The 23,325-nt window shown below is 71.1% G+C and carries 20 protein-coding genes; 5 read left to right on the top strand and 15 right to left on the bottom strand.

Annotated features, from left to right (window positions below; genetic code table 11):
* Window positions 1-419: 419 nt before the first annotated feature.
* The 5 genes from ACVJ1F_RS11785 to ACVJ1F_RS11765 form a co-directional block, all read right to left on the bottom strand.
* Window positions 420-1,436 carry a YeiH family protein gene (locus ACVJ1F_RS11785; RefSeq protein WP_456886402.1) on the bottom strand — a complete coding sequence of 339 codons (1,017 nt, stop codon included), beginning with the start codon at window positions 1,434-1,436 and terminating at the stop codon, window positions 420-422.
* A 9-nt stretch (window positions 1,437-1,445) separates the two neighbouring features.
* Entirely contained in the window at window positions 1,446-2,216 is a 771-nt protein-coding gene (locus ACVJ1F_RS11780; RefSeq protein ID WP_055978279.1) for a fumarylacetoacetate hydrolase family protein, read from the bottom strand.
* Window positions 2,213-3,346, bottom strand: coding sequence for a branched-chain amino acid aminotransferase (locus ACVJ1F_RS11775; RefSeq protein ID WP_456886399.1), 1,134 nt, complete (start codon window positions 3,344-3,346; stop codon window positions 2,213-2,215). The genes ACVJ1F_RS11780 and ACVJ1F_RS11775 overlap by 4 nt, the downstream gene beginning before the upstream one ends.
* Before the next feature lie 8 nt (window positions 3,347-3,354).
* Complete coding sequence (locus ACVJ1F_RS11770; protein WP_055978277.1) at window positions 3,355-4,440, bottom strand: 3-isopropylmalate dehydrogenase; 1,086 nt, start codon at window positions 4,438-4,440, stop codon at window positions 3,355-3,357.
* A gap of 116 nt (window positions 4,441-4,556) precedes the next feature.
* Window positions 4,557-6,101, bottom strand: a complete 1,545-nt coding sequence (locus ACVJ1F_RS11765; RefSeq protein WP_456886397.1) for an MFS transporter — start codon at window positions 6,099-6,101, stop codon at window positions 4,557-4,559.
* A 139-nt stretch (window positions 6,102-6,240) separates the two neighbouring features.
* Here ACVJ1F_RS11765 and ACVJ1F_RS11760 point away from each other — a divergent pair, with 139 nt between their 5' ends.
* Window positions 6,241-6,807, top strand: a complete 567-nt coding sequence (locus ACVJ1F_RS11760; protein ID WP_043593162.1) for a TetR/AcrR family transcriptional regulator — start codon at window positions 6,241-6,243, stop codon at window positions 6,805-6,807.
* A 21-nt stretch (window positions 6,808-6,828) separates the two neighbouring features.
* On the opposite strand, the gene ACVJ1F_RS11755 is transcribed toward ACVJ1F_RS11760, so the two are convergent.
* The 4 genes from ACVJ1F_RS11755 to ACVJ1F_RS11740 all read right to left on the bottom strand — a co-directional run bounded on the left by ACVJ1F_RS11755 (window position 6,829) and on the right by ACVJ1F_RS11740 (window position 10,142).
* Window positions 6,829-7,890: a lactonase family protein gene (locus ACVJ1F_RS11755; RefSeq protein ID WP_456886395.1), complete on the bottom strand. Its 1,062-nt coding sequence runs from the start codon at window positions 7,888-7,890 to the stop codon at window positions 6,829-6,831.
* Window positions 7,887-8,246, bottom strand: a complete 360-nt coding sequence (locus ACVJ1F_RS11750) for a chorismate mutase (protein ID WP_082452693.1) — start codon at window positions 8,244-8,246, stop codon at window positions 7,887-7,889. The genes ACVJ1F_RS11755 and ACVJ1F_RS11750 overlap by 4 nt, the downstream gene beginning before the upstream one ends.
* A gap of 119 nt (window positions 8,247-8,365) precedes the next feature.
* The gene (locus tag ACVJ1F_RS11745; RefSeq protein WP_055978271.1) at window positions 8,366-8,791 is read right to left on the bottom strand and encodes an organic hydroperoxide resistance protein; all 426 of its coding nucleotides are present in this window, start codon (window positions 8,789-8,791) and stop codon (window positions 8,366-8,368) included.
* Between the two features lie 64 nt (window positions 8,792-8,855).
* A complete protein-coding gene (locus tag ACVJ1F_RS11740; protein WP_456886393.1) occupies window positions 8,856-10,142 on the bottom strand; it encodes an adenylosuccinate synthase in 1,287 nt (428 codons plus the stop codon).
* Between the two features lie 167 nt (window positions 10,143-10,309).
* Here ACVJ1F_RS11740 and ACVJ1F_RS11735 point away from each other — a divergent pair, with 167 nt between their 5' ends.
* Together ACVJ1F_RS11735 and ACVJ1F_RS11730 are read left to right on the top strand one after the other, a co-directional pair.
* Complete coding sequence (locus tag ACVJ1F_RS11735) at window positions 10,310-11,788, top strand: xylulokinase (RefSeq protein WP_456886391.1); 1,479 nt, start codon at window positions 10,310-10,312, stop codon at window positions 11,786-11,788.
* 62 nt (window positions 11,789-11,850) lie between these two features.
* Window positions 11,851-12,573, top strand: coding sequence for a metal-dependent transcriptional regulator (locus ACVJ1F_RS11730; RefSeq protein ID WP_456886389.1), 723 nt, complete (start codon window positions 11,851-11,853; stop codon window positions 12,571-12,573).
* 52 nt (window positions 12,574-12,625) lie between these two features.
* On the opposite strand, the gene ACVJ1F_RS11725 is transcribed toward ACVJ1F_RS11730, so the two are convergent.
* The 6 genes from ACVJ1F_RS11725 to ACVJ1F_RS11700 all read right to left on the bottom strand — a co-directional run bounded on the left by ACVJ1F_RS11725 (window position 12,626) and on the right by ACVJ1F_RS11700 (window position 20,609).
* Complete coding sequence (locus ACVJ1F_RS11725; protein ID WP_456886387.1) at window positions 12,626-13,849, bottom strand: ROK family transcriptional regulator; 1,224 nt, start codon at window positions 13,847-13,849, stop codon at window positions 12,626-12,628.
* Between the two features lie 99 nt (window positions 13,850-13,948).
* Window positions 13,949-16,231 carry an alpha-xylosidase gene (gene yicI / locus ACVJ1F_RS11720; protein WP_456886385.1) on the bottom strand — a complete coding sequence of 761 codons (2,283 nt, stop codon included), beginning with the start codon at window positions 16,229-16,231 and terminating at the stop codon, window positions 13,949-13,951.
* A gap of 25 nt (window positions 16,232-16,256) precedes the next feature.
* Window positions 16,257-17,171 carry a carbohydrate ABC transporter permease gene (locus tag ACVJ1F_RS11715; protein ID WP_456886384.1) on the bottom strand — a complete coding sequence of 305 codons (915 nt, stop codon included), beginning with the start codon at window positions 17,169-17,171 and terminating at the stop codon, window positions 16,257-16,259.
* The gene (locus ACVJ1F_RS11710) at window positions 17,171-18,169 is read right to left on the bottom strand and encodes a carbohydrate ABC transporter permease (RefSeq protein WP_456886382.1); all 999 of its coding nucleotides are present in this window, start codon (window positions 18,167-18,169) and stop codon (window positions 17,171-17,173) included. Before ACVJ1F_RS11710 ends, ACVJ1F_RS11715 begins: the two co-directional genes overlap by 1 nt.
* 2 nt (window positions 18,170-18,171) lie before the next feature.
* Entirely contained in the window at window positions 18,172-19,467 is a 1,296-nt protein-coding gene (locus tag ACVJ1F_RS11705) for an ABC transporter substrate-binding protein (protein WP_456886380.1), read from the bottom strand.
* A gap of 125 nt (window positions 19,468-19,592) precedes the next feature.
* Complete coding sequence (locus ACVJ1F_RS11700) at window positions 19,593-20,609, bottom strand: LacI family DNA-binding transcriptional regulator (protein ID WP_055978259.1); 1,017 nt, start codon at window positions 20,607-20,609, stop codon at window positions 19,593-19,595.
* A gap of 229 nt (window positions 20,610-20,838) precedes the next feature.
* Here ACVJ1F_RS11700 and xylA point away from each other — a divergent pair, with 229 nt between their 5' ends.
* The gene (xylA, locus tag ACVJ1F_RS11695) at window positions 20,839-22,032 is read left to right on the top strand and encodes a xylose isomerase (RefSeq protein WP_055978258.1); all 1,194 of its coding nucleotides are present in this window, start codon (window positions 20,839-20,841) and stop codon (window positions 22,030-22,032) included.
* Between the two features lie 141 nt (window positions 22,033-22,173).
* Window positions 22,174-23,319 (top strand): glycosyltransferase, encoded by a 1,146-nt coding sequence (locus ACVJ1F_RS11690; protein ID WP_456886378.1) that lies wholly within the window; start codon window positions 22,174-22,176, stop codon window positions 23,317-23,319.
* Window positions 23,320-23,325: the final 6 nt, after the last annotated feature.

The raw sequence follows: 23,325 nt of genomic DNA, 5'->3' as shown, positions 1-23,325 counted from the left end.
ACAACCCCACCAAAGATGAAGCCACAAGCAATGCCAGGGTATAATTTGGCATTTGACAATGTGCACGCTGTTGAGTTCTCAAGGACCAAACGCACCAGGGACCCAGCCTTAGAAGACCTTTGCCCTGGGCAGTTCTGTAACCTTATGCACTGACCGACGATGCCGAGACCGTGCCGACGTCCCTTGCGGAACGAGCCGTAACTCTACATCATCTTGATCAGTGTTCGCAACTCACTTGGTCCGAGGCTGTGAAGCAACTCGAGGACTTGGAAGTTGGTCCCACTTGAGGGCCGGGGAAGCTTCGCTCCGCCCGCACCTTTGGGGTGACAAGTGATTACTTTACGCAGCCCGCGACGGGTATGGCCAAACTGCGTGCATCCCGGGCGTGTCGCCCGCCACGTCCCGAGGGGACGCAGCCGCTACCCCAGGGGCAGCAGGAGCACGGCGCCCAGGGACACCGAGGCGATGACGATCCACGAGGCCAGGCCGACGAGGAAGGCGCGGCCACCGGTGCGGACGAGGCGCTCGAGGCGGATGCCCGACCCGAGGCCGACGAGTGCGAGCCCGAGCAGGACCGACTGGACCGTCCCCGCGATCGCGAGCAGCGCCTCCGGAACCGGGACCACCGTCCGGACGACGACCGCGACGGCGAAGCCGACGACGAACAACGGCACGATCGGCGGCCGAGCTCCGGCGTCGGCACCCCGTCGGCGAACCACGGTCGACGTGATCGCCACGATCGGCGCGAGCATCAGGACCCGCGTGAGCTTGACGATGACCGCGATCGCGAGAGCGGCCGCTCCGGCGGTCTGCGCCGTGGCGACCACCTGACCGACGTCGTGCACGCTCGCCCCCACCCAGGCACCGAACTCGAGGTCGGTCAGACCGACCCACCCTCCGATCAGGGGCAGGACGGCGATCGCGAGCGTGCCGAACAACGTGACCAGAGCGACGGGAGTCGCGGCGTCCTTGCCGCGATCGCGGGTCACGGCACTCATCGCGCCGATCGCCGACGCCCCGCAGATCGAGAAGCCGGCCGCGAGCAGGAGGGGTTGGTCACCGGGGAGCCGGGCCCATCGGCCGAGCAGGTAGGTGACCGCGAACGTGAGCCCGAGGATCGCGATCACGACGACGACCGTCGCCCACCCGAGTCCGGCGACGTCGACGAGGCTGAGCTGGAGCCCGAGCAACACGACGCCGATGCGCAACAGTCGCTTCGAGGCGAACGTCAGTCCGGGCTTGCCGCTGCCGTCGATCACCGGGCGGAGGGGCCGGACCTGGGCGGCCGCGATGCCCAGCAGGACGCACCAGGTCAGGACGGGGACCGCCGGCAACACGAGGTGCAGGCCCCACGCCACCCCGTAGGCGACCCCGGCCAGCAGGAGCCCCGGCACCGGATTCGCGCGCGGGGGCGCGTCGACGGCGGCGGGGCTCACCGGGCGGGCCTAGACCCGGTTCTTGGCGGGGTTGATCAACGAGCCGAGGCCCGAGATCGCGACCTCGACGGTCTGGCCCGCCGTGAACGGACCGATGCCGGCGGGCGTGCCGGTCAGGATGACGTCACCCGGCAGCAGGGTGAAGACGTCGGTGACGTACTCGATCAGCTCGGGGATCTTGTGGATCATCTGCATCGTCGACTCGCGCTGCATGACCTCGCCGTCCACCCGGGTCTCGATGGTGGCATCCGCCCAGTCGAATTCGTTCTCGATGTAGGGGCCGAGGGGAAGGAAGGTGTCGTAGCCCTTCGCGCGGGTCCACTGGCCGTCGGCGTTCTGCACGTCGCGGGCCGTGACGTCGTTGGCGACGGTGTAGCCGAACACCACGTCCTGGTAGTCCTCGGCCTTCACGCGCTTGGCGATCGACCCGATGACGATGGCGAGTTCGCCTTCGAAGTCGACCCGGCCGACGTCGGGCGGGAGCTGGATCGAGTCGCCGAAACCGATGACCGTCGTGTTGGGCTTGAGGAACAGGATGGGCGCCTCGGGCGCGGACTGGCCGAGCTCGTCGGCGTGGTCCTGGTAGTTCAGGCCGACTCCGACGACCTTGGACCGCGGGATCACCGGCGCGAGCAACTTGGCCTGACGCAGGGACACCCGCTCGCCCGTCGTCTCGTACCCGCTGTACATGGGATCACCGGCGAGGACGATGAGCTCGCGCTCGTCGACGATGCCGTAGCGGGGGTCTTCTCCGGGCGTGGCGAAACGGGCGATCTTCACGCGTCGAGCCTAGTCATCCAGCCGTGGACATCGGGACGGCGGCCGTACTGGATGTCGGTCAGCTCTTCGCGAAGGGACATGGTCAGTTCTCCACCGGACGCGGCGGGCGACCCGATGTGGATGCCCTCGCCCTTGAGTTCGGCGATCGGGACGACGACGGCGGCCGTGCCGCACGCGAAGACCTCGACGATGTCGCCGGACTCGACGCCGTCACGCCACTCGTCGATCGTCACGCGACGACGCTCGACGCGGTGGCCCCGGGCCTCGGCCAACTCGAGGATCGAGTCACGGGTGATGCCCTCGAGGATCGAGTCGCTGTCGGGAGTGACGAGGGTGCCGTCCTTCTTGACGAGCACCACGTTCATCCCGCCGAGCTCTTCGATGTAGTTGCTCTCGGACGAGTCGAGGAACAGCACCTGCTGGCAGCCGTTCTCGTAGGCCTCCTGCTGCGGCAGCAGGGACGACGCGTAGTTGCCGCCGGTCTTGGCCGCACCCGTGCCACCCTTGCCTGCTCGGGCGTAGTTAGTGGTCAGCCAGATCGAGACCGGGGAGACGCCGCCGCTGAAGTAGGCCCCGGCCGGACTCGCGATCACGTGGTACGACACCTCGTGGGCGGCCCGGACCCCCAGGAACGCCTCGGTGGCGATCATGAACGGCCGGAGGTACAGGCTCGTCTCGGGGGCCGACGGCACCCAGTCGAGATCGGCCCGCACGAGTTGGCGGACCGACTCGACGAAGTCGTCGGTGCTGAGCTCGGGCAGCGCGAGTCGGCGAGCCGAGCGCTGCAGGCGGCGACCGTTGGCGTCCGGCCGGAACGACCAGACCGAACCGTCGGCGTGCCGGTAGGCCTTCATGCCCTCGAAGATCTCTTGCGCGTAGTGCAGCACCGACGCCGAGGGGTCGAGCTGCAGCGGGCCGTACGGGTGGACGGACGCCGCATGCCACCCGTCGGCGAGGGTCCACTCGATGGTCACCATGTGGTCGGTGAAGTGCTTCCCGAAGCCGGGGTCGCTGAGGATCGTCTCGCGTTCGGCGTCGTCGCGTGCCGTCTCGGACGGCGTCAGCTCGAACTGCAGCGGGAAGTCGGCCGAGTCGTCGGTCGGGGCGGAGACGTTGTCGGTGGTGGTCATGATGCCCTTCAGGCGGAGGCAGACGGGGACAGGGTGCGCACGCGGTCGGCGATCGCCGTGCCGATCTCGTCCGTGCGGCGGGCGGGGACGGACGCGTCACGCGAGGCGCGGTCGGCGATGTCGGCGTCGACGGCCCGGGTGACGCGGGCGGCCGCGTCGGGCAGGCCGAGGTGGTCGAGCAGGAGGGCGACGGAGAGGATCGCCGCCGTCGGGTCGGCCTTCTGCTGACCGGCGATGTCGGGGGCCGAGCCGTGCACGGGCTCGAACATGCTCGGGAAAGCGCCGTCGGGGTTGAGGTTGCCCGATGCCGCGAGCCCGATGCCGCCGCTGATGGCGCCGGCGAGGTCGGTGAGGATGTCGCCGAAGAGGTTGTCGGTGACGATGACGTCGAACCGGGAGGGGTCGACCACGAGGTGGATGGTGGCCGCGTCGACGTGCTGGTAGTCGACGGCGACGTCGGGGTACTCGGCGGCCACGGCGTCGACGGTGCGCTGCCAGAGGCTGCCCGAGAACACGAGCACGTTGGTCTTGTGCACGAGGGTCAGGTGCCCACGACGACCGCGGGCCTTCTCGAAGGCGAAACGCACGACGCGCTCGACGCCGTGCGCCGTGTTGACGCTGACCTCGTTCGCGATCTCGTGTGGCGTGCCCTGCCGCAGCGCGCCTCCGTTGCCGACGTAGGGCCCCTCGGTGCCCTCGCGGACGACGACGAAGTCGACCTCGCCGGGCGCCGAGAGCGGCGACGGGACGCCGGGGTGGACCTTGGTGGGCCGCAGGTTGACGTAGTGGTCGAGGGCGAAGCGCAGCTTGAGCAACAGGCCACGCTCGATGATGCCGCCCGCCAGCCGCGGGTCGCGGGGGTCGCCGCCCACCGCTCCGAGCAGGATCGCGTCGTGCGACGCGACGGCCGTCAGGTCGTCGTCGGTCAGGATGTCGCCCGTCTCGAGGTAGCGCGCCGCACCCAGCGAGAAGGTCGTGACCTCGAACGTCGCGTCGTCGCCGGCCGCGACCTCAAGCACCTTGAGGGCCTCCGCGACCACCTCGGGGCCGATGCCGTCTCCGGGGATGGCGGCGAGTCTGACGGTGCGGGGCATGGTTCTCCTGGCGTCTCGGGGGGCTCGCCACACTTTACCCGTGGGCAGGTGGGCCGCGCGGGCGCTGCGGCCGGCTCGGGCCACCCGTGCCGGGGTGGCCCGGACGGCCCGGGGCCTCAGTCGGCCGAGGAGGCGCGGCGGAGGGTCGTGAGGGCGACCACCACCGCGGCGACCATCACCAGTGCCCCGACCCCGGCCGTGGCGACGAGACCGTGGTCGAAGGCGGCGGTGGCGGCGTGCAGCAGGGGGCCCGCGAGCGACTCGGGCAGCCCGTCGGAGACCGCCACCGCGCCTCCCAGGGTCTCGCGGGCCGCCTCGCCCGCCTCGGTGGGCACGCCGGCGGGCACGACCAGGGCACCCCGGTAGATGGCGGTCAACATGCTGCCGAGCACGGCGGTTCCGAGGACGGCACCGACCTCGTAGGCGGTCTCGGACACCGCCGAGGCGGCCCCGGCCCGGTTCGCGGGCACGGCCGCGATGATCAGGTCGTTCGAGATCGTCTCGGCCGCGCCGACGCCCAGGCCGACGAAGGCGAAGGCCACGACGAACACGACCACGGGGGCCCCGGCGCCGGTGGCGAAGACCGCCGCGTAGGCGAGCGCGGCCGAGGCGAGGCCGATCGCGACGATGGTGCGCGGGCGGAGCCACCGGACGACCCGCACGACGCCGAGGCCCGCCAGGATCATCACCGCGAGACCGGGCACCAGCGTCAGCGCGGCCTGCAAGGGCCGCAGCCCCACGACGAGTTGCAGGTGCTGGGTCGTGAAGAACAGGAAGGCCACGAGCGCCACGACGGCGAGCAGGTTGACCAGGACCGATCCGGCGAACACCGGGTTCGTGAAGAGCCGCACGTCGAGCAGCGGACGCGGGCGGGCGAGCTGACGCCGGACGAACAGCCAGCCCGAGCCCACGCCGACCACCGCCAGGGCGGCGACGGGCCAGACGAAGCCGTCGGTCGCGAGCAGCTTGATCGCCGCGACGACCGGCGCCATGGCCGCGAGCGACAGCAGCACCGAGAACGGGTCGGCCGGCCCCGGCGCGGGATCGCGGCTCTCGGTGAGCAGCAGCGGGCCGGCGATCAGCAGGGGGACGAGCACGGGCACCGCGACGAGGAACACCGAGCCCCAGGCGAAGTGCTCGAGGAGCACGCCGCCGACGATCGGGCCCAGGGCCGATCCGGCGGCGAAGCCCGAGGCCCAGACGGCGATCGCGAGCCGGCGCTGCTCACGGTCGAGGAAGGTGCTGCGCAGCAGCGAGAGGGTCGCCGGCATGATCATCGCGCCGAAGAAGCCCAGCACGGCTCGTGCCGTGATGAGCTGCTCGGCGCTCGTGGAGAACGCGGCGAGCACCGAGACGACGGCGAATCCGCTCGCGCCGGTGAGCAGCAGCTTGCGGCGGCCGAACCGGTCGCCCATCGACCCCATGGCCACGAGCAGGCCGGCGAGGACGAGCGAGTAGACGTCGACGATCCAGAGCTGGCCCGCGGCGCTCGGCTGCAGTGCGGTCGAGATCTCGGGCAGGGCGAAGCTCAGCACCGTGTTGTCGACCGAGACGAGCAGCACCGGCAGCATGAGCACGACCAACGCGGCCCACTGTCGTCGGCCGGCACGCGGCGGGACGCCGGTCGGGGTCGTGGCGGTGGCGGTGGCGGGGCGGGTCATGGCGTTCTCTCGCGGTCGGTGGAGTGGTGGGTCGATCGGTGCGCGCACCGCCTGGCGCCGGCGGCCCGACGAGGGCAGGAGGCGCGGTGCCGACCGTCCGGACGGTACAGTTACACCGTCCAGACGGTACAGTAACAGAATGAGTCCTCGACCGTCAGCCCGGGAATCGATGCTCGACACGTTCGAGACGCTCGTCGTCGACGACGGCGAACGCGCCGCGACCTTCGATGCCGTGGCCGCCGCGGCCGGGGTCTCGAAAGGCGGCCTGCTCTACCACTTCCCCACGCGCGAGGCGCTGGTCGACGCCCTCGTCGACCGCCTCACCGCGCTGCTCGACGACGACGTCGCGGCGATGACCAGCGCACCGGAGGGCGTCGTGGACTACTTCGTCCGCACCTCGTCACCCGCGGCCATCCCGGCCGACGACCCGCTCGACCGCTGCATCACCGCCGTCTCGAACCTCGCGTCGAGCGGACGCCACCCCCGGGCACTCGAGGCCCTCACCGCCATGCAGTCCCGCTGGCACCAGGTCGTCCTCGACGCCGTCGGCGACCCCGCGGTCGCCCGGGTGGTGTCGCTCGTCTCCGACGGGCTCTACTTCACGCCGCGGCCCTTCTCACCGGTGGACTCGGGCGGCGACCCGCGCCACGACACGTCGATCGACGACGTCATCGCCGTGCTGCAGCGACTCGTGCCGCGACGCTGACCCGCGCCTCCTGCGGTCCGGTCAGACGGCGACGATGCAGGCGGGGCTGCCGAGGGTGAACAGGTCGACGGGGGCCCCGGGCAGACCGGTGGCCTCGTCGACGGGCAGCACCGAGACGGTGTCGGAACCCTGGTTGGCGCAGTAGAGCAGGCCGTCCGCGATGGTGAAATGCCGCGGCCACTCGCCGCCGCACGGCACCTGACCGACCAGCCGGAGCCGCGAGGGCTCGCCGCCGTCGGAGCCACCCTCGGCGTCGACCGAGGTCTCGAGCACGCTGATCGTGTCGCGGCCGCGCGTGGCGACGTAGACCCGCGAGCCGTGCACGGCCAGGTGCGACGGGAGGTCGCCCCGCTCGTTCGGCTCGCCCTCGACGACCGCCACCGAGTACGGGATGACGAGCTCGTCGCCCTGGCGGCGGACGACGTACAGCCGGGCGTCGAGCTCACCCACGACGAGCAGGTCGTCACCGAGCCAGGCGAGGTGTCGCGGGCCCGAGCCGGCAGGCATCGGGTGGACGGCGACGACCGACGGCTCGAGCGTGACGACGTCGACGGCGACCTCGATCAGCCGGTCGGTGCCGAGGTCGCTGACCAGGTGGGTGCCCCACGGGGTCGCGACGATCTGGTGGGCGTGCGGCCCGCCCTGGCGGTCGGCGACCGGGCCGGAACCCGACGGGAGCGCGACGGTCGCCGTCACGCGTGCCGGGTCGGTCGCCTCGGAGCTGAGCACGCCGAAGGTGCCGCCGACGTAGTTCGCGACGAGCAGGGCGTTCGAGGCCGGGTCGTGGGCGATGTGGCAGGGCGAGGCACCGCCGGACGCCGCGACGCCGGCCTCGACCAGGCGGCCCGCGGCGATCGTGTACGACAGCACGCGGCCCTCGTTCGTCTCGGCGACCGCGTGCAGGGCTCCTTCGGTGACGACGAGGAACGACGGGTCGTCGGCCTCGACGACCTGCCCGGCCTGCCAGCGACCGTCGGCCCTCGACCGCTCGAGGACGGTGATGCCGAGGCCGTGGCCACCGCTGACCGCGGTGTACGAACCGACGTAGAGACGCTGGGGGCCGGACGGGCCGAGGTCGCTCATGCGCGGCCGGCGGTGGGGTCGTCGCCGGCGGCGATGCGCTCGTGGTGGTGGATCACCTCGGCGACGATGAAGTTCAGGAAGGACTCGGCGAAGGCCGGGTCGAGCCGGGCCTCTTCGGCCAGGCGACGCAGGCGCTGGATCTGCACGCGCTCACGTTCGGGATCGCTCGCCGGCATGCCCGCCGCCGCCTTGAGCAGGCCGACGGACTGCGTGTACTTGAACCGTTCGGCGAGCATGTGGACGAGGGCGGCGTCGATGTTGTCGATGCTCTGGCGGATGCCCGCGAGTTCGTCGATCGCGCCCTGGTCGGCCGAGCTGAGGGGGCTGTCCGCCCCGAGAGGACTGTCGAGTGCCATGCACCGACCCTATCGGCGCGCCCGACGACGGGGCCGCCGACGGACCGCCACGGACGAAGGAGGCGCGTCCCGCTCTCGCAGGACGCGCCTCCTTCACGGCCGGGTCGGCCCGGCCGGGATCAGTCGACCAGCGTCAGCGTGACCTCGACGTTGCCACGCGTGGCGTTCGAGTACGGGCACACGTGGTGGGCCGCGTCGGCCAGCTCTTGACGACGCTCGGGCTCGACGTTCGGCGTGTAGATGTCGAGCTCGACCGCGAGGCCGAATCCGCCCTCGCCGTTGCCGCCGATGCCGACGCTCGCCGAGACCTCGGCGTCCTTCGTGTCGACGCCGAGCTTCTTGCCGGCGCCGTGCATGGCGCTGAGGAAGCAGGCGGCGAAGCCCGCCGCGAACAGCTGCTCGGGGTTGGTGCCCTCGCCGGAGCCACCGAGTTCTTTGGGGGGCCGCGTGTCGAAGTCGAGTCGGTCGTCTTCGCTGCGGACGTGGCCGTCACGACCCCCACCGGTGGCGTGGGCGATGGCGGTGTAGGCGATGTCGAGTGTCATGAGGAGAAGACCATACCTAGATTCTGGGAGTTGGCTCGGTGGCGGGTGAGTGTGGTAGCGCGGCTCAGCCGACCAGGTCGTGCCGCTGCACGATGGCGTCACGGCCCGGGCCCACGCCGATCGCCGAGATGCGGGCGCCGCTCATCGCCTCGACGGCGAGCACGTAGTCCTGCGCGGCCTTCGGGAGGTCGTCGAAGTCGCGCGCCCCGGTGATGTCTTCGCTCCACCCCGGGAACTCTTCGTAGATCGGCGTCGCGTGGTGGAAGTCGCTCTGCGAGACGGGGACCTCGTCGTGCCGGACGCCGTCGACGTCGTAGGCCACGCAGACCGGGATCGTCTCGAGGCCGGTGAGCACGTCGAGCTTGGTCAGCACGAAGTCGGTCACGCCGTTGATCCGCGCCGTGTAGCGCGCGATCGGGGCGTCGTACCAGCCGCAGCGGCGAGGACGGCCCGTGGTCGTGCCGAACTCGAAGCCGTTGGCCCGGAGGAACTCGCCCGAGGCGTCGAAGAGCTCGGTCGGGAACGGCCCGGCGCCGACGCGGGTCGTGTACGCCTTGACGATGCCGATGACGCGCTCGATGCGGCCCGGCCCGATGCCCGAGCCGGTCGAGGCGCCTCCTGCGGTGGCGGACGACGAGGTGACGAACGGGTAGGTGCCGTGGTCGACGTCGAGCATGGTCGCCTGGCCCGCCTCGAAGAGGACGGTCTTGTCGGCCTCGAGCGCCTGGTGGATCTCGAGCGCCGTGTCGGCGACCATCGGCTTGAGTCGCTCGGCGTACGACAGCAGCGACTCGACGACCTCGTCGACCTCGATCGCGCGACGGTTGTAGATCTTGACGAGCAGGTGGTTCTTCTGGTCGAGGGCCGCCTCGACCTTCTGCCGCAGGATGCCCTCGTCGAAGATGTCCTGCACGCGGATGCCGACGCGGTTGATCTTGTCGGCGTAGGTCGGGCCGATGCCTCGACCGGTGGTGCCGATCTGGCGCTTGCCGAGGAAGCGCTCGGTCACCTTGTCGAGGGTGCGGTGGTAGTGCGTGATGACGTGCGCGTTGGCGCTGACCCGCAACCGGGAGACGTCGATGCCACGCGCGATCAGCGCGTCGAGCTCGTCGAAGAGCACCTCGATGTCGACGACGACGCCGTTGCCGATGACGGGCGTCACGCCGGGCGAGAGGATGCCCGAGGGCAGCAGGTGCAACGCGTACTTCTGGTCGCCGATCACCACGGTGTGGCCGGCGTTGTTGCCGCCGTTGAACTTGACGACGTAGTCGATGCGGCTCGACAACAGGTCGGTGGCCTTGCCCTTGCCCTCGTCGCCCCACTGGGCTCCGATGATCACCACTGCTGGCATGGGTTTCTCCTCACGTCGGGGGAACGCACCGGGTGAGGTGCACTTGAGTCTACCGACAGGCTCGTCCGGGCCGCCCGGACGGCCCGGGACCCGTCGAGGAGGCGCGGCGCGCGACCCGCGGGACACCGCCGGTGGCCATTTGTGGTCACGTACGACAAACTGTGCCCATGAGTCTCGTCGCCGGGGTCGACTCATCGACCCAGAGTTGCAAAGTCGTCGTCCGTGATCTCTCGACGGGCGAACTCGTCCGGCAGGGGTCGGCCGGGCATCCCCAGGGCACCGAGGTGCCCCCGGCGGCCTGGTGGAAGGCGCTGCTCGCGGCGATCGCGGACGCCGGCGGCCTCGACGACGTCGCCGCGCTCTCGGTCGCCGGTCAGCAGCACGGCCTCGTCGCCCTCGACGCCGAGGGACGCGTCGTGCGTGACGCCCTGCTCTGGAACGACACCCGCAGTGCCCCGGCCGCCCGCGACCTGATCGACGAGCTCGGGGCCGACGAGTGGGCCCGACGCACGGGCTCCGTCCCCGTCGCGTCGTTCACCGCGACCAAGCTGCGCTGGCTGCGCGACGCCGAGCCCGAGAACGCCGCGCGGGTCGCCGCGGTGGCCCTGCCGCACGACTGGCTCACCTGGCGCCTCCTCGGTTTCGGTCCCGCCGACGAGAGCCCGGTCGGGCCGGACCTCGACGCCCTCGTCACCGACCGCTCGGACGCCAGCGGCACCTCGTACTGGAGCCCCACCGACGAGGCGTACGACCTCGAGCTCTTCGAGCACGCCTTCGGTCGCGGGGCACGCGAGGCCACCGGCTCCCCCGCGGGCGACGCCGGGCGCGTCGTGCTGCCGCGGGTGCTGCAGGCCGACCGGGCGGCCGGGACGACGGTCGCGGACGGCCCGATCCCGGCCGGCATCGTGGTCGGCGCCGGCGCCGGCGACAACGCCGGGGCGGCCCTCGGCCTCGACGCCACGGTCGGCGACCTCGTCATCAGCATCGGCACGAGCGGGACGGCCTTCGCCGTCACCGACCGGCCCGTGACCGACCCCGGCGGCACGGTGGCCGGCTTCGCGGACGCCGCGGGTGGCTACCTCCCCCTGGTCGCCACGCTGAACGCGGCCCGGGTGCTGTCGTCGGTCGGCGGACTGCTCGGCGTCGACCACGACGAACTGGCCCGTCTGGCCCTCGCGGCCGAGCCCGGCGCCGGCGGGGTCACGCTGGTGCCCTACTTCGAGGGCGAACGCACCCCCGACCTGCCCGACGCCACGGCGACGCTCTCGGGCCTGACCCTGGCGAGCTCCACCCGCGAGAACCTGGCCCGCGCCGCCGTCGAGGGCATGCTGTCGGCACTGTCCGACGGTGCCGCCGCCGTCCGCCGACAGGGCGTCCAGGCCACCCGCGTCCTCCTCATCGGCGGGGCCGCGCTGAACCCGGCCGTCCAGGCCGTCGCCCGCCAGGTGTTCGACCTGCCCGTCGTCGTGCCCGAGCCGGGCGAGTACGTCGCCGACGGCGCGGCACGACAGGCGGGCTGGGCCCTCTCGGGGACGCGACCGACCTGGACCCCGGCGACCAGCGCCTCCTTCGAGGCCGACCTGCGACCCGCCGTCGGCGAGCGCTACCGGGCCGCGCAGGGGCTGGGGTCGTTGCCCCGTCCGTGACCCCGGTGCGCCGGGCGCGGACGACCGCAGGAGGCGCGGGTGGCGCCGCCTAGGATCGGACCATGCCCAGCGACCCGGCCAGCACGCGCACCACCATGGCCGAGGACTACCTCAAGGTCATCTGGAAGGCCGAGGAGTGGGCCGAGGCAGGAGTCGGCGCCGGCATCTCGACCAACGAGATCGCCGCGACGCTCGGCGTGAGCGCGTCGACCGTCTCGGGCAACCTCCGCAAGCTCGACCGCGACGGCTACCTCGACTACGAGCCCTACCGGCGCATCGCCCTGAGCGACGCGGGCCGTGCGATCGCCGTGTCGATGGTCCGGCGCCACCGGCTGATCGAGACGTACCTGGTCGAACGCCTGGGTTACGGCTGGGACGAGGTGCACGACGAGGCCGAGGTGCTCGAGCACGCCGTCAGCGATCGGCTGCTCGACCGGTTCGACGTCGAGCTCGGACATCCGACGGCCGACCCGCACGGCGACCCGATCCCCGCGGCCGACGGCTCGGTCGTGCGGCCTGCCGCCCATCCGCTGGGCGACTTCGTCGAGGGCGAGTGCGGCTTCGTCGTGCGCGTCTCGGACGACGAACCCGAGCTGCTGCGCTACCTCAGCTCGCTCGACCTGCGGGTCGGCGCCCACGTGCGCGTCGGCGAGCGTCGCGACTACGCCGGCTCGCTACAGGTCGTGCTGACCGACGCGTACGACCGGGCGGTCGGCAGCGTCGAACTGGCCGGCGTCGCCGCGGCGTCGGTGTGGGCGAACTCCGAGCCGCACACGCACGCCTGACGCGCCGGCGGGTCGATGACCGCGAGGACGACCGCAGGAGGCGCGGGGCGGGTCAGGAGGCGCGGGTCACGGACGCCGGGTCGGCGAGCACGGCGGCGAAGGCCAGTTCGGCCGCACCGATCGTCAGCCGGTCCACGCCGAGCGCCGCGCGGGTGATCGCCACGTCGTCGCGGGCGCCGGGCAGGGACTGACCGTGGACCCGCTCGGCCAGACGACCGGGGTCCGCCGCGTGCAGCGATCCGAGGAAACCTCCGAGCACGATCAGCTCCGGGTTGAACGAGTTCACGACGCCTCGCAGGGCCACGGCCAGGAAGTCGATCTGACGCCGCACCTCGACGGCCACGGGCGAACCGGGCTCGGCGCCGGCGAGCGCCGCGTCCAGCTGGTCGGCCTGACCACGGTCGAGTCCGGTGACGGCGAGCAACCGGGCCTGACCGACCTCGGTCTCGAGGCACCCCACGGCGCCGCAGTGGCAGAGCTCGCCGACGGAGTTGACGAGGGTGTGCCCGATCTCGCCGGCGAAACCCCCCACGCCGGTCACCGGACTGCCACCGATGAGGACTCCCCCGCCGACACCACTCGCACCACCGTTCAGGAACACGAGGTCGTCGACGCCCCGCCCGGCCCCGAAGCGGCCCTCGGCGATCGCACCGAGCGACGCATCGTTGGCCGCGCGGGTCGGCAGGCCGGTCGCGGACGCCACGACCGCCGCGAACGGCTCGTCGATCCATCCGAGGTGCGGGGCGAGCCGCACGACTCCCCCGTCGGAGCCGACCAGGCCGGGGACCGCGAGACCCACCCCGAGCACCCGCGCGTCGGGAGACAGCGCGCCGGTTCGGAGCCCGGCGATCACCTCGGCGGCGAGCGCCGCGGCCCGGGGTGCGCTGGGCACCCCGTCGGTCTCGCGACGGACGCGATGCTGCACGACGCCGTCGAGCCCGACGACCCCGACCGTGACGGCGTCGATCTCGGGGTTGACCGCGATGACGACGACACGGGGGTCCGGCGCCACGACCGGGCTGGGCCGCCCGACCCGGTTGGTGCCGACCGGGTCGGTCTCGACGACGAGCCCCCGGTCGACGAGTTCACCCACGAGCGCCGCGATCGTCGACCGGTTGAGCCCGGTCGCCTGCGTGAGGGCCGACCGCGACGCGGCCCCGTCGGTGTGGACGATGCCGAGCACCGTCGCGAGGTTGTCCCGCCGGACCCGGTCGAACCGCGCACCGAGGTCGGGAGCCGCTGCCGCGCTGTCACGGTCGCCCTGCTGAGTCGTCACGCCCCCGCCCCTTCGTCGGTCGAGGCTACCTCGACCTCGACGGGCGGCGCGTCGAGGGCGCCACGCCGCCCGTCCCGGAGCCGCCCGCCGGCCCCGGCGTCAGACCTCGTCGACCCGCCAGCCGGTGGCGGCGGTGTCGACCGACACCGCGCCTCCTGACCGCGTGACGACGAAGTCGGCGGACTCGCCGGTGGGCGTGGTCACCGTGATCGAGCGGGTGCCTTCACCCCCGGGGAACACCCTCAGCACGAGACCGTCGAGGTAGTCGTGGTCGGGCCGGTCGTCCCGCGCTCCGATCGGGATCACCGCCCCCTCGCGCACGTAGAGCGGCAGGCTCATGACGTCGTGTCGCTCGGTGCGCCACGTCCCGGACCCCGCGTCGACGACCTCGCCGGTGAACCAGTTCGTCCAGCGCCCCGCCGGCAGGTAGACCTCGACGGTGCCGTCGGCCGAGAAGACCGGTGCGACCAGCAGGTCGTCTCCGAGCAGGTACTGCGTATCGACGTGGGCGGCGCCGCGGTCGCCGGGGAAGGCCAGGGCCATCGGACGCATGACCGGCAGTCCCGAGCGCGACGACGCGAGCCCGGCGGCGTAGAGGTAGGGCATGAGGGACAGCTTCAGCTTCGTGAAGCGGCGGGTGACCTCGACGGCCTCGTCGTCGAAGGCCCACGGCACCCGGTACGACGAGCTGCCGTGGAACCGGCTGTGGCTCGACAGCAGGCCGAAGGCCGTCCACCGCTTGTAGACCTCGGCGTCGGGAGTCCCCTCGAAGCCGCCGATGTCGTGGCTCCAGAACGAGAAGCCGCTCATGGCCAGGGAGAGTCCGCCGCGGAGGGTCTCGGCCATCGACTCGAAGGTGGACGTCGAGTCGCCACCCCAGTGCACGGGAAGCGCCTGACCGCCCGTCGTCGCCGAGCGGGCGAAGACGACGGCGTCGCCCTCGCCGCGCACCTCCTCGAGCACTTCGAAGACCGCCTGGTTGTAGAGCTGCGTGTACCAGTTGTGCATGCGCTCGGGGTCGGAGCCGTCGTGCCAGACGACGTCGGTGGGGATGCGCTCGCCGAAGTCGGTCTTGAACGCGTCGACCCCCTGGGCCTGCAGCCGACGCAGGTGCCCCTGGAACCAGGCCGTCGCCTCGGGGTTCGTGAAGTCGACCAGGCCCATGCCGGCCTGCCAGAGGTCCCACTGCCAGACGCTGCCGTCGGGGTTCCGCACGAGGTAACCGGCCTCGGCCGCCTCGCGGAACAGTGCCGAGCGCTGACCGATGTACGGGTTGATCCAGACGCAGACGCGCAGGTCGCGCTCGTGCAGCCGGGCGAGCATGCCCTCGGGGTCGGGGAACACGCGGGGGTCCCACTCGAAGTCGCACCACTGGAACTCGCGCATCCAGAAGCAGTCGAAGTGGAACACGCTGATCGGCATGTCGCGGCGGGCCATCTCGTCGACGAAGCCCGTGACCGTCGCCTCGTCGTAGTCGGTCGTGAACGACGTCGACAACCAGAGACCGTACGACCAGGCCGGCACGTGGGCCGGCCGACCGGTCAGGCGCGTGTACCGGTCGAGCACGTCGGCGGGCGTCGGGCCGGCGATCACCAGGTAGCGCAGGGTCTCGCCCGCCACCGAGAACTGCACCCGCTCGACCGACTCGGAGCCGATCTCGTACGAGACGTGACCCGGGTGGTCGACCAGGACGCCGTACCCGCGGTTCGTGACGTAGAACGGGACGTTCTTGTAGGCCTGCTCGCTCGACGTGCCACCGTCGGCGTTCCACACGTCGACCGTCTGGCCGTTCTTGACCAGCGGGCCGAACCGCTCGCCGAGGCCGTAGACGAGCTCGCCGACGCCCAGCGAGAGTTGCTGCGAGACGTAGCTCGGCGCGAGGACGCGTCCGGTGCCGGCCCGGGCGTTGCCGAGCATCGCCCCGTCGACCTGGGCGTCCGCGGCTACCCGGTGGTAGCCGACCGACTTGTGGCCCGACCGGGTGAGCACGGTGTCGCCGTCGCGGAACGTCAGCTCGAACGGCGCTCCGCGACCGACCGTGGCGGTGAGGCGTCCCGAGGTCAGGGTCGCGCCTCCTTCGCTCGTCTCGACGACCCCGACTCCGGCGGGGCCGCCCTCGGAGCCCACCAGGTCGAACCCGATCTCGTCACGACCACCGGCGAAGTGCGTGACGTCGACGGCGATCACGCCCTCCATCGGCGAACTCAGCGCGATCGTGAGCGTCGGGCGGTTGAGGGTGTCACCCCGCGAGCCGATCACCTTGGTGGGTGCGGTGACCTCGATCGAGCGTCCGTCCGCCCGGGGCTCGACGTCGTGGGCCTCCTGGGCGAAGAGGGACTCGACCCCCGGGCGGATCTGCCAGAAACCGTCGGTGAACTTCATGTGGAGCCTTTCGGGGTGGAACGCGTCACTTGACCGCGCCGGCCGTGATGCCGCGGGTCAGGGTGCGCTGGAAGATCAGGAAGAAGACGAGCGTGGGGATCAACCCGAGCAGGGCCGAGGCGCTCGTCGTGGTGACGTCCATCAGCCGGTCGCCCTGCAGGGCGGTGATGGCGACGGGGACCGTCTGGTTGCCGTTGGACACGAGGAAGGTGAGCGGGATGAGGAACTCGTTCCACGTCCAGATGAAGAAGAAGATCGCGAGCACCGAAAGGGTCGGCCGACTGATCGGCACGATGACCCGCCAGAGGATCTGCCACCGACTCGCCCCGTCGAGCGACGCCGCCTCGAGGACCTCTTTCGGGAACGTGCCGTACACGCTCGACAGCAGGTAGGTGCCGAAGGCGCTCTGGATCACCGTGAAGATGATGATGACCGCCCAGATGTTGTCGTAGAGGCCCACCTGCTTGAACATGAAGTACAGCGGGTAGAGCAGGGCCTCCTGGGGCAGCATGTTCGCGAGCAGGAACAGCACGATGATCCAGGTGCGACCGCGCACCCGGCCGATGCCGAGCGCGTAGGCGTTGAACACCGAGATGACCACGGCGAACAGGGCCACCAACCCGGCGATCACGAAGCTGTTCCAGAGCTTGGCCGGGAACTCGACGCGGTTCCAGAAGTCGACGAGGCCGTCGAAGTACAGCGACGTCGGCAGGCTGAGCGGCCCTCCGGTCGTGTAGTCGGCGGGCGACTTGAACGAGTTGACCAGGATCAACAGGAACGGCAGGGCGATCAGCACGCCGAAGGCGATCGCCGCGGCGAGGATCAGCCAGTCGGTGGCCGTCTTCTTGCGCCCCCGTTGCCTGGCCTTCGAGAGGCGCGGGCTGGGCACCGCAGGACGGATGCGGTCGTCTTTCACCGGCGGCACGACGGTCGTGGCCATCAGCGTTCCCTCTCTGCTCGTTCGACCCGGTTCTGTGCCCGGATGAAGAAGACGGTGATGACGACGATGACGAGCGTCAGCGCCGTCGCGATGGTCGCGCCGTAGCCGACCTGCTGGCTCTGGAAGAACTCGCTGTACGCGTAGTAGCTCGGCACGATCGTCGAGTCGCCGGGGCCGCCGCGGGTCAGGGCGTAGATCGGTCCGAACACCTTCAGCGCGGCGATCGTGCAGGTGAGCACGACGACGAAGATCTCGGGGCGGATGATGCTCACGGTGATCGCCCGGAACCGCTGGAACCAGCCTGCGCCGTCGAGTTCGGCGGCCTCGTACAGCTCGGGGTCGACCCGTTGCAGTGCGGCCATGAAGATGACGACGGGATAGCCGAGCTGCACCCAGACCATCACCACCATGATGCTGAGCAGCGCGGTGTCGGGGCTGCCGAGCCAGTTGTGCTGCAGGGCGCCCAGCCCCACCGCGTCGAGGACGGTGTTGAGCGCGCCGTTCTCGGGTCGGAGTATCCAACCGATGACGATCGCGGCGATGGCCACGGGCAGGATCTGCGGCAGGTAGTAGGTCGCCCGCAGGAACGACGCCAGACGGCCGCCGAACTTCCGGCCGATCAGGTCGAACAGCATCGCGGCGAGCAGGAGGCCCAGCACGGTGGGGACCACCACCATGGCGATGATGAGGAAGACGCTGTTGAGGAAGGACGTCCAGAAGCGGTCGTCGCTCATCAGCTCGCGCCAGTTGTCGAGCCCCGCCCAGGTCGGCGGGCGGATGCCCCGGTAGTCGGTGAAGCTGAGGTAGACGTTCCAGATCAGCGGGACCAGGATCACGACCGCGAACAGCACGAAGCCGGGGATCAGGTACAGCCAGAAGCCCGCGCGGCGGGCTCCGGGCAGGAGGCTCTCCTCCGGCGGGAGGGCCGACGACGTGCGTCGGCCCTCGCGACGGGGGCGCGCCTCCCTGGCACCGGGGCGGGTGTCGAGGGAGGTCACGGCTACTTCCCGGTGATGTCGTCGACGCCGCTCTGGTACTGGTCGCCCAGGGTGGTGAGCATCTCGTCCGGCGTGGTGGTGCCGTTGACGAGCTCCTGGGTGCCGGCGACCAGCTGGTCGTAGAAGGTCGGCGTGGGCCAGTCCGGGTAGAACGCCAGGCCGTCGCGGTCGAGCAGGGTGTTGAAGTTCGCGATCAGCTCCTGGCTCTTCGGGTCGGTGATGTCGGCCGGGTCGGCCTTGACCGGCACGCCGCCGTTGTTGCCGATGAGGTTCTGGATCTCGGGGCGCATCGTGATGTCGATGAACTCGTACGCGAGGTCCTTGTTGGCCGCGTTCTCGGGGACGACCCAGAGGTTGCCGCCCGACCCGGGTGCCATGTCGCTTCCGGGGAACAGGAACGTGCCCCAGTCGAAGGTCGCCTCGTCGGCGACCCGCCCGGCCCACCAGCTGCCGGAGACCATGATCGGCGCCCCGCCGCTCATGAAGGTCGTGCCCATGTCCTCGGCCTTGATGCCGGTGACGTCCTTCGAGATCCAGCCGTTGTCGACGTACTCCTTCAGCTTGTCGGCGGCGTAGGTCAGCTCGGGGCCCTGCCAGTCGACGTCGCCCTCGTAGAGTTGGTAGTCGTCGACGAACGAACGGTCGGCCTTCGAGAGGGCCAGCTGGTAGAACAACTGCCCGAGCGGGTACTCGCCACCGGCCTCGGCGAGCGGCGTGATGCCGGCGTCGGCGAAGGTCTGCAGGGCCGTCTCGAACTCGTCGTACGTCGTGGGCACCGCGATGCCCTGCTCGGCGAAGGCGTCCTTGTTGTAGAACACCTCGACGTACTCGCCGTAGTTCGGGATGCCGTACCAGCTGCCCGAGCCCATGACGCCCTTCTCGTCGTACTTCGAGGTCGTCGCGATCGACGGGGCGAGGTCGTCGTCCCAGCCGTACTCGTCGACGGCGTCGTCGAGGTTCGCGAGCAGCCCCTGGCTCGCGAGCAGGCCCGCCGTGGCGTTGCCCTTGTTGTACTCGAGGATGTCGGGCGCCTCGTTCGAGTTGAGCACCTGGCTCGCGGTCGAGCGGATCTGCTCGAAGCTCTTCTCCTCGAACTCGACCTTCGCACCCGTCTCTTCCTCGAAGGTCGTGATCGCCTGGTCCCAGGCGATGCCCATGGCGCTGGTCTCGCTCTCGAAGTGCCAGAGCTTCAGCACGTCGGGGTCGGAGGACCCCGAGCTGCCTGCCGAGCACCCGGTCAGCAGCGCCGCGGTGGCCGCGAGGGCCGTCCCGACGGCGACGATGCGTCGTTTCTTCATGTGTCTACCTCCTCGTAGAGGCCCCGTGCCGATCGTCGAAGCGTTTCGACGATCGGCGTGGAGCGATGTGATCTGGCCGTCGGATGACGGTGGTGCGGTGGTGCGTTGGTGCGGTCGGTGGGGGTTCAGGAGGCGCGGGCCGGCCCGGAGACCGAGCCCTTCGCCAGGTAGGTGGGCGCGATCAACTCGACGCCCGTGTCGAGACGACCGTCGATCCGCTCGAAGGCGGCCCCGACCGCCCGCGAGCACATCTCGTCGATCGGCAGCGGGATGGTGTCGAGGGCCGGCTCGAACTCGTCGGCGGGGTAGCTGGCACACGCCGCCAGCACCGAGAGGTCGCGGGGGATCTCGAGCCCGAGGCGGCGGACGCGCTGGAGGACGGCCTCGGCGGTGGGCTCGCTGCAGTGCAGCACGAGCGCGGTCATGCCGGGCAGCCTCTCGCGGAGGTCGTCGAACGCCCGGACGGCCGACGCCCGCCCGAGGTCCGCCGCCACGGTCAGCGTCTCGACGCCGCGGCTGTCCGCCCGGCCCGCGAAGGCGTCGTCGAAGCGCCGGATGAAGCCGGTGTCGCGCTCGCCGTATGAGGCCGGGTGACCGATGACGCCGATCGTCCGGTGCCCGGCGTCGGCCAGACGGTCGACGCTCTCGGCGGCTGCGGCCGCGAAGTCGAGGTCGATGCAGGCGAGGTCGTCGACGCCCTGCGGGATGCCGATGAACCCGGCCGGCAGGTCGAGTTCGCGCACGAGGTCGACGCGCTCGTCGACGGTCGCGACGCCGATCGCGACGACGCCGTCGACGAGCGAGCTCGAGGCCACGCGCCGGATGCCGGACACCTCGTCGTCGGTGGCGAGGAGCAACACGTCGTAGTCCCGACGACGGGCCGCCTCGACGACGGCGGTGACGAACCGCATCTGGGTGGGCTGGTGGTTGTCGGGCCGGATCGGCGCGCTGAGCGCCAGGATGTTGGTCCGGGCACCGGCGAGCATGCGGGCTCCCGCATGCGGCCGGTAGCCGAGCCGCTCGACGGCGTCGGTGACCCGCTGCCGGGTCGACGCCGCGATCGACCGCTTGCCGGACAGGGCGTACGAGACCGTCGAGATCGACACACCGGCGGCCTGGGCCACGTCGTGGATCGTCGTCATGATGACCTCGCTGTCGATTGCCGAACGGGTGCGGAAGCGCTTCGACTGCCGCGGGTCGAGACACTACGTCAGCTGCGACGGGGCGCGCAAGTCTTTTGTGGGAGCCCGCGACAAATGGCTCCGACCTCTTCCGCGCCGACGAAAGACGGGATATGTTGAGGCTCACAACATTCGCGTCGGGGCGGGATCGCCCCACGCGACCGACCGCTCGACCCTGGAAGGGACACCGATGTCCACCACCCCCACCCGCGAAGACAAGTTCTCGTTCGGCCTCTGGACGATCGGCTACAACGGCTCGGACCCCTTCGGCGGCCCGACCCGCCCGCAGCTCGACGTCGTCGAGGCCGTCGAGAACCTCGACCGCCTCGGCGCGTACGGCCTGACCTTCCACGACGACGACCTGTTCGCCTTCGGCTCGACCGACGCCGAGCGCCAGAAGCAGATCGACCGCCTGAAGGGCGCCCTCGACGCGACCGGCATCGTCGTGCCCATGGTCACGACGAACCTCTTCAGCGCCCCCGTCTTCAAGGACGGCGGCTTCACCTCGAACGACCGCGGCGTGCGACGTTTCGCCCTGCGCAAGGTGCTCCGCAACATCGACCTCGCCGCCGAGCTCGGCGCGAAGACCTTCGTCATGTGGGGTGGTCGCGAGGGTGCCGAGTACGACAGCGCGAAGGACGTGCAGGCCGCCCTCTCGCGCTACAAGGAGGGCGTCGACATGCTCTCGCAGTACGTGCTCGACAAGGGCTACGACCTGCGCTTCGCCATCGAGCCCAAGCCCAACGAGCCCCGCGGCGACATCCTGCTGCCGACCCTCGGTCACGCCATCGCGTTCATCGAGACGCTCGAGCACCCCGAGATGGCCGGCGTGAACCCCGAGGTCGGTCACGAGCAGATGGCCGGACTGAACTTCACGGCCGGCATCGCCCAGGCGCTCTACCAGGGCAAGCTCTTCCACATCGACCTCAACGGCCAGCGCGGCATCAAGTACGACCAGGACCTCGTGTTCGGCCACGGCGACCTCCAGAACGCCTTCTCGCTCGTCGACCTGCTCGAGCACGGCTCGCCCCAGGGCGGACCGACCTACGACGGCCCGCGTCACTTCGACTACAAGCCCTCGCGCACCGAGACGATCGACGGCGTGTGGGAGTCCGCGGCTGCCAACATGCGGATGTACCTGCTCCTCAAGGAGCGCGCGCAGGCCTTCCGCGCCGACCCCGAGGTGCAGGAGGCCCTGGCCGCCAGCCAGGTCGCCGAGCTCTCGGTGAACACCCTCGCCGACGGTGAAGGCTACGAGCAGTTGCTCGCCGACCGCGCCTCCTACGAGGACTTCGACGCCGACGCCCACTTCGGTGGACACGGGTACGGCTTCGTGCGGTTGCAGCAGCTCGCCCTCGAGCACCTGATGGGCGCTCGGGGCTAGAGCCCGGCGCGTCGGCGTTCGCATCGCGAGCGCCGACGCGCCCCGTCCCGTCGGGCGGCCGACCCGGCGGCACCAGCAGGGGGCAGGAATCCGGTATATTACGAGCATTGCTCTGAAGACCGGCCGAACGGATCGACCTCGATGACTGCCCGCCCCTTGCGCCCCCGCCGCTCGGCGACCGATCGACCGTCGGTCGCCGTCATCGGCACCCGCGGCTACCCCAGCTACTACGGCGGGTTCGAGACCGCGGTGCGCCGGATCGCCCCCGCCCTGGTCGACGCCGGCTGGGACGTCACGGTCTACGGTCGCGACGGGTCGACCCGCGACGACGACCCCGCCCGCGACCGTCGGGTCACCTCCCGCCTGACGAAGGGCGTCGAGAGCAAATCGCTCAGCACCCTGAGCTACGGCCTCACCGCCGTGCTGGACGCCCTCGTGCGCCGGCCCGACGCGGCCCTCGTCATGAACGTGGCCAACGGCTTCTGGCTGCCCTTGCTCAGGCTGCGCGGCATCCCCGTCCTGGTCAACGTCGACGGCATCGAGTGGGAGCGTGCCAAGTGGGGACGCGCGGCGAAGACGGTGTTCCGTCTCGGAGCCAAGGCCAGCGCGCGATTCGCGAACGGGCTGATCTGCGACGCCCGCGAGATCGTCCGGCGCTGGCAGGCCGACTTCGGCGTGGACGGCCGGTTCATCCCCTACGGCGGCGACCCGGTCCGCGACCTGCCGGTCGAGCCGGGCCAGCGACACCGCGGGTACGCCCTGGTCGTCGCGCGCTTCGTGCCCGAGAACACCGTCGTCGAGTTCGTCGAGGCGGCTCGCTCGATCGCCGAGCGGCACGACGTGGTCATCGTCGGCTCGACCGGCTACGGCGGCGAACTCGACGAGCTCGTGCGCGGACTGGCCGAGGCGAACGACCGCGTGACCTGGCTCGGCCACGTCAGCGACGACGACCGTCTGCACGCCCTCTGGCAGCACGCCGGGGCCTACTTCCACGGCCACAGCGTCGGCGGCACGAACCCGGCGCTGGTTCAGGCGATGTTCGCGGGCGCGCCCGTCGTCGCGCGCGACACCGTCTACAACCGCGAGGTGCTCGACGGAGCCGGCACCCTGGTGGCGCCCGAGCCCGCCGCCATCGCCGCCGCCGTCACCGCGCTGCTCGACGATCCGACCGAGCAGGAGCGCCTCAGCGCGGCGGCACTCGCTCGCGCCGCGGACGCCTACACCTGGCAGTCCGTCTGCGACGCCTACGAGGAGGCGCTGCGAGCGACCCTGCCCCGCTCGCGCTGACCGACG

Source organism: Frigoribacterium sp. 2355 (assembly GCF_054060695.1).
The sequence above is the reverse complement of the archived record's forward strand: the minus strand, read 5'-3'. Positions and strand labels throughout refer to the sequence as shown.